Consider the following 6,146-nt stretch of genomic DNA (forward strand, 5'->3'; position numbering starts at 1 on the left):
CCCGCCCCTCCTCCCCGATCCTGGAGTCCCGATGGCCCACAGCGTGCCGGTGCGCTGCCCGGCGTGCCGCCGCGAGCACACCTTCAGCCCGCCCGAGTACCCCTGCTCCTGCGGCGCGGCGGTCAGTGTGCCGCTGCTCTCCGGAGGAGGGGCGGTGCTGGTGCGGCACCGCTCCTGGGCGGACTCCTGGACCGAGGTCAGGTGCTCCTCCTGCGGGGAGGCGGGCCAGTGGCCGCAGCCCGAGTTCTGCTGCCCCTGCGGCGCGATGGTGCGGCTCGCGCCCGGAACGGGCGGCGCGGCCGAACACGGCACCGGCGTGGGCCGGGCCGCGTTCCGCCCACTGACCATCCGCACCTCCCACGACGCGGTCTCCTGCGCCGGCCACTTCCTGCGCTGGCTGGGCTTCCAGGACGTGCGCACCGCCGTGCCGCGCCCGGCCTCCGGCATCGACCTGCGCGGATCCCGGGTGCTGGGCGTCGTCGACGCCACGACCGTGCCCACCGCGCTGCGCGACGTGGAGACGCTGTGGCTGCACGGAATGTCGGAGGAGCTGACGCCGGTGGCCTTCTCCCTCGCCGGTTACGAACGGGCCGCGCGGGCCCGGGCGGACGAGCTGCGGCTGCCGCTGTTCGTACTGGATCTGACGGGCACTCCGCAGCCGGTCAACGACGCCGCCGACGGATTCGCCGCACGCGGCGCCGAGGGCTGACACCGGCCCGCCCGGCGGGTGCGGAGCGATCCCCCGTACCCGCCCACGGCTACCGCCGCGCGTGGGCCGGTGAGGCCGGGCCCCGCTCGTGGTGGATGGGGGTGTGCGCGCCGGTCAGTGGAACACCGCTGCCGCCGCGCCGGGCGGCGACGATCTCCGCCGCGATGGAGAGCGCGGTCTCCTCGGGGGTGCGCGCGCCGAGGTCGAGTCCGATGGGCGAGCGCAGCCGGGCCAGTTCGGCCTCCCCCAGCCCGGCCTCGCGCAGCCGGCGCAGCCGGTCACGGTGGGTCCGCCGCGACCCCATGGCGCCGACGTAGGCGACCGGCAGCCGCAACGCCCGCTCCAGCAGCGGCACATCGAACTTGGCGTCGTGGGTGAGCACGCACAGCACGGTACGCGCGTCGGTCGTGGTGGTCTCCAGGTAGCGGTGCGGCCAGGCCACCACCACCTCGTCGGCGTCCGGGAAGCGCTCCCCGGTCGCGAAGACGGGGCGGGCGTCGCAGACGGTGACCCGGTAGCCGAGGAAACGGCCGACCCGGGTGAGGGCGGCGGCGAAGTCCACCGCGCCGAAGACGATCATGCGCGGCGGCGGGGCGGTCGACTCGACCAGCAGGGTGAGCGGCCGGTCGCAGCGGGAGCCCTCCGCCCCCAGCCGCACGGTGCCGGTGCGTCCGGCGTCGAGCAGGGCGCGGGCCTCGGAGGCGGCCGCGAGGTCCAGCGCCGCCCCACCCCCGAGCGTCCCCTCCGGTGTGCCTTCGGGCCGCACGAGCAGCGCCCCGGTGAACGGCGCGGTGGGCTGCTCCGGTACATGGCCGTCCGGTACACGGCCGTCCGGTACGTGGCCGTCCGGCACGTCGCCATCCGGTACATGGCCGTCCGGCACGTCGCCATCCGGCTCGATACCGTCCGCCCCGCCCGCACCGTCGGCCCCGGGTCCACCGGCGCCGGTCACCCGCACCAGCGCCACCGTCTCGCGCCGGGTGGCGGCCGCCACCGCCGCCGCCACAGCGGCCCTCCCGGTCGCCGCGATCACCGGGGTGACCAGCACCTCGATGGTCCCGCCGCAGGTCAGACCCACGGCGAGCGCGTCCGCGTCGCCGTAGCCGAACCGTTCGGTGACGGGGGTCCCGGTCTCCAGCGACCGCACGCACAGCTCGTAGACGGCGCCTTCGACGCACCCCCCGGAGACGCTGCCCACCGCGGTGCCGGTGGCGTCCACGGCGAGCGCCGCGCCGGGGTGGCGGGGCGCGCTGCCGGTGACCGCCACGACCGTGGCGACGGCGAAGTCACGTCCCTCCCGGCACCACTGGTGCAGTTCGGCGGCGATCTCCAGCATGGCCGGCCCTTTCCCGTTCCGCCGCGCCCCGTGGCCGCGGTCGTTCTGTCGCGTCGGTCCCCCGCCTCGTTCGGCGGTGCCGTCCCTCGCCGTGCTCCCCGGCATCGCGCCCGGTGGCTCAGGTCCCGGTGAGGTGCTCGGGCCGCACCGGGACCCGGCGCAGCGCGAGGCCGGTGGCCGCGCGGATCGCGGCGACCACGGCCGGGGTGGAGCTCAGGGTGGGGGCCTCCCCCGCTCCGCGCAGACCGTAGGGGGCGTGGGGGTCGGCCAGTTCCAGCACGTCCACGGGGATGGCCGGGGTGTCGAGGATGGTGGGGATCAGGTAGTCGGTGAACGAGGGGTTGCGGACCTTCGAGACCGGGTCGACCACGATCTCCTCCATCACCGCCAGCCCGAGACCCTGCACGGTGCCGCCCTGGATCTGGCCGACGACCGACTGCGGGTTGATCGCCTTCCCCACGTCCTGGGCGCAGGCCAGCTCCACCACCTTCACCAGGCCGAGTTCGGTGTCGACCTCGACGACGGCCCGATGGGCGGCGAAGGAGTACTGGACGTGGCCGAAGCCCTGGCCGGTCCGCACGTCGAACGGCTCGGTCGGCCGGGGCCGGAACTCCAGCTCCACCTCCAGGCTCTCGTCCTCCAGGACGTCGGCCAGCGGAGCCAGCACCTCTCCCGCCGGGGTGGTCACCTTGCCGCCCTCCAGCACGAGTCCGGGGTCGGCCCAGCCGGGGTGCGAGGCGCCGAACCGGCCGCGGCCGAGAGCGAGCAGCTGTTCGCGGACGGCCTCGCAGGCGCGTCGCACGGCGCCCCCGGTCACATAGGTCTGCCGGGAGGCGGAGGTGGAGCCGGCCGAGCCGACCCGGGTGTCCGCGGGCAGGATGGTGACCCGGGCGACGCCGAGTTCGGTGCGGGCGATCTGCGCGTGCACGGTGACGCCGCCCTGGCCGACCTCCGCCATGGCGGTGTGCACGGTGGCCACGGCCTCCCCGCCGACGACCTCCATCCGCACCCGCGCCGTGGAGTAGTCGTCGAACCCCTCGGAGAAGCCCACGTTCTTGATGCCGACGGCGTAGCCGACCCCGCGCACCACGCCTTCGCCGTGGCTGGTGTTGGAGAGCCCGCCGGGCAGCGCCCGGATGTCGACGCCCGCGGCGCCGACGGAGTCGGCGCTCTCCCACTGCCGCGGCGGTGGCATCGGCATGTCCCGGACCCGGCGCAGGAGTTCGGCGACCGGCGCGGGCGCGTCGACGACCTGGCCGGTGGGCATCACCGCGCCCTGCGACATGGCGTTGCGCTGCCGGAACTCCACCGGGTCCATGCCGAGTTCGGCGGCCACCTTGTCCATCTGCGCCTCGTAGGCGAAGCATGCCTGGACGGCGCCGAAGCCTCGCATCGCCCCGCACGGGGGGTTGTTGGTGTAGAGCGCGACCGCCTCGATGTCGACCGCGTCCACGACGTAGGGGCCGACCGACAGGGAGGCGGCGTTGCCGACCACGGCCGGGGAGGCCGAGGCGTAGGCGCCGCCGTCGAGCACGATGCGGCAGCTGAGGTGGGTCAGCCGCCCGTCCGCGGTCGCGCCGTGCTCGTACCGCAGCGTCGCGGGGTGGCGGTGCACATGGCCGAAGAACGACTCGTGCCGGTTGTAGACCATCTTGACCGGGCGCCGGGTGCGCAGCGCCAGCAGGCAGGCGTGGATCTGCATCGAGAGGTCCTCGCGTCCGCCGAAGGCGCCGCCGACGCCGGAGAGCGTCATCCGCACCTTCTCCTCCGGCAGGCCCAGTACCGGCGCGATCTGCCGCCGGTCGGAGTGCAGCCACTGGGTCGCGACATAGAGGTCGACGCCCCCGTCCTCGGCCGGCACGGCAAGGCCGGACTCCGGTCCGAGGAACGCCTGGTCCTGCATGCCGACCTCGTACTCGCCGGTGACGATCACGTCGGCGCGGGCACGGGCCGCGGTGACGTCGCCCCGGACGATGGGCTGACGGTGCACGATGTTGGGGTGCGCGACGTGCGGGGCGTAGTGGTCGGCGCGGCCCGGGTGGAGCACCGGCGCGTCATCGGCGATCGCGCTCGACTCGTCGTGCACGACGGGCAGTTCGCGGTACTCGACCCGGATCAGCGCGGCGGCGCGGCGGGCGGTCTCGGGGTGGTCGGCGGCGACGAGCGCCACCGGTTCGCCGTGGTGACGGACGCGGCCGGTCGCCAGAGCGGGGGTGTCCTGGATCTCCAGCCCGTAGTTCCTCACCCGGGCCGGGAGGTCCTCGTGGGTGAGGACGGCCAGCACGCCGGGCTCGGCGAGGGCGGTGGAGACGTCGATCGACAGGATCTCGGCGTGGGAGTGCGGCGAGCGCAGAGTGTGACCCCAGAGCATGGACTCGTGCCACAGGTCCGAGGAGTAGGCGAACTCGCCGGTGACCTTGAGGATTCCGTCGGGGCGGCTGGTGGACTCCCCGACTCCGCCGGGGCTGCGGCTGGCCTGGGTGAGGTCGGTGGGGGTGCGGGTGACCCCGGCCGGTCGCGTGGTGTCCACGGCGTTCACTCCCCCGCCCCGGCTGCCGCGGCCGGCTCGGCGGTGCGGGCCGCAGCGAGTCGCACCGCGTCGAGGATCTTCTCGTAGCCCGTGCAGCGGCAGAGGTTGCCGGAGAGCGCCTCGCGGATGTCGGCGTCGCCCGGGCGCGGCACGCGTTCGATCAGCTCGTCCGCGGCGACCAGCAGTCCGGGCGTGCAGAAGCCGCACTGCACGGCGCCGGCGTCGATGAACGCCTGCTGCACCGGCGACAGCGGCGCCGGTTCCGCCCGGTGGCCGCCGGCGGCCTCCTCCGCGGGTGACCCGGCCCGCTCGTGGGCGAGATCGGCGAGTCCCTCCACCGTGACCACCTGGCGTCCCTCCGCCTGGCCGGCGGCGACCAGACAGGCGCAGACGGGCACATCGTCCAACCGGACGGTGCAGGAGCCGCACTCGCCCTGTTCGCAGGCGTTCTTGGAGCCGGGCAGCCCGAGGCGCTCCCGCAGCACGTACAGCAGGCTCTCGCCCTCCCAGACGTCGTCCGCCTGCTGCGGGCGGCCGTTGACGGTGAGGTTCACGCGCACGGGGTGCCTCCTTCGGTGCGGTCGCCGCCCCGGTAGGACTCCCAGGTCCACAGGAGGGTGCGGCGGGCCATGACGGATACGGCGTGGCGACGGTAGGCGGCGGTGCCGCGCACGTCGTCGATGGGCGAGCAGGCGGCGGCCGCCAGCTCGGCGAACCGGCGGGCGACGGACGGCGGGACGACGGCCCGGCTCTCCCACAGCCCGGCCTCCGCCAGGGCCGAGTCGAGGAACTCCTCGGCCGCTCCCACCCGCAGCGGGGTGGGAGCGGCCGAGCCGATCGCGGCGCGGACGGTGCGGGTGTCGGGGTGGAGCGCCAGGCCGAACGCGCAGACGGCGATCACCATGGCGTTGCGGGTGCCGACCTTCGAGAACTGCTGGGGTCCGGTGGCGGTGCGGACGCGGACCGCCCGGATCAGTTCGTCGGGGGCGAGCGCGTTGCGCTTCACCCCGGTGTAGAACTCCTCGACCGGGATGCGGCGGGTGCCCCGCACCGATGCGGCCTCGACCTCGGCTCCGGCTGCGAGGAGCGCGGGATGGCAGTCCCCGGCGGGTGAGGCCGCGCCGAGGTTGCCGCCGACCGTGCCCCGGTTGCGGATCTGCGGTGAGCCGACGGTGTGGGCGGCGAGCGCCAGGCCGGGCAGCTCCCGGCGCAGTTCGCTCATGACGCGGGTGTAGGGCACGGCGGCGCCGAGCCGCACGGTCTCCCCGTCGCGTTCCCAGGTGGTGAGTTCGGCGATCCGGCCGAGGTCGAGCAGTGCCTCGGGGCGGCGCTGCGCGAAGTTGATCTCCACCATCACGTCGGTGCCGCCCGCGATGGGCACGGCGCCGGGGAGCTGCGCCTTGGCGGCGAGCGCCTCCTCCCACGTCGTGGGGCGAAGGAAGTCCATCCGGTGCTCACCTCTCGGTCGCTGGGCCGTCGTCGGGCCGCAGACGGGGGATGCGGCGGGTGCCCCGCACCGATGCGGCCTCGACCTCGGCTCCGGCTGCGAGGAGCGCGGGATGGCAGTCCCC

The 6,146-nt window shown here is 75.1% G+C and carries 5 protein-coding genes; 1 reads left to right on the top strand and 4 read right to left on the bottom strand.

Translation table 11 applies throughout. The features are described 5' to 3' along the window. Nucleotides 1–31: 31 nt before the first annotated feature. Complete coding sequence (locus E0D90_RS22620) at nt 32–709, top strand: hypothetical protein (RefSeq protein ID WP_130799859.1); 678 nt, start codon at nt 32–34, stop codon at nt 707–709. Between the two features lie 49 nt (nt 710–758). Here E0D90_RS22620 and E0D90_RS22625 read toward each other — a convergent pair whose 3' ends face one another. The 4 genes from E0D90_RS22625 to E0D90_RS22640 all read right to left on the bottom strand — a co-directional run bounded on the left by E0D90_RS22625 (nt 759) and on the right by E0D90_RS22640 (nt 6,022). Continuing rightward, the gene (locus E0D90_RS22625) at nt 759–2,045 is read right to left on the bottom strand and encodes an XdhC family protein (RefSeq protein ID WP_130799860.1); all 1,287 of its coding nucleotides are present in this window, start codon (nt 2,043–2,045) and stop codon (nt 759–761) included. Between the two features lie 118 nt (nt 2,046–2,163). Further along, on the bottom strand, nt 2,164–4,575 hold the full coding sequence (locus E0D90_RS22630) for a xanthine dehydrogenase family protein molybdopterin-binding subunit (protein WP_130799861.1): 2,412 nt from the start codon (nt 4,573–4,575) through the stop codon (nt 2,164–2,166). 5 nt (nt 4,576–4,580) lie between these two features. Next, entirely contained in the window at nt 4,581–5,135 is a 555-nt protein-coding gene (locus E0D90_RS22635) for a (2Fe-2S)-binding protein (protein ID WP_130799862.1), read from the bottom strand. Next, nucleotides 5,126–6,022 (bottom strand): FAD binding domain-containing protein, encoded by an 897-nt coding sequence (locus E0D90_RS22640; protein WP_130799863.1) that lies wholly within the window; start codon nt 6,020–6,022, stop codon nt 5,126–5,128. Before E0D90_RS22640 ends, E0D90_RS22635 begins: the two co-directional genes overlap by 10 nt. Between the last annotated feature and the right edge of the window lie 124 nt (nt 6,023–6,146).

This window comes from Streptomyces otsuchiensis, from assembly GCF_004305975.1.
In the GTDB taxonomy this organism is placed as follows: Bacteria; Actinomycetota; Actinomycetes; order Streptomycetales; family Streptomycetaceae; genus Streptomyces; species Streptomyces otsuchiensis.

Coding starts and splice junctions, on each gene's coding strand:
- E0D90_RS22620 (WP_130799859.1), top strand. CDS start 32: ATGGCCCACAGCGTGCCGGTGCGCTGCCCGGCGTGCCGCCGCGAGCAC.
- E0D90_RS22625 (WP_130799860.1), bottom strand. CDS start 2,045: ATGCTGGAGATCGCCGCCGAACTGCACCAGTGGTGCCGGGAGGGACGT.
- E0D90_RS22640 (WP_130799863.1), bottom strand. CDS start 6,022: ATGGACTTCCTTCGCCCCACGACGTGGGAGGAGGCGCTCGCCGCCAAG.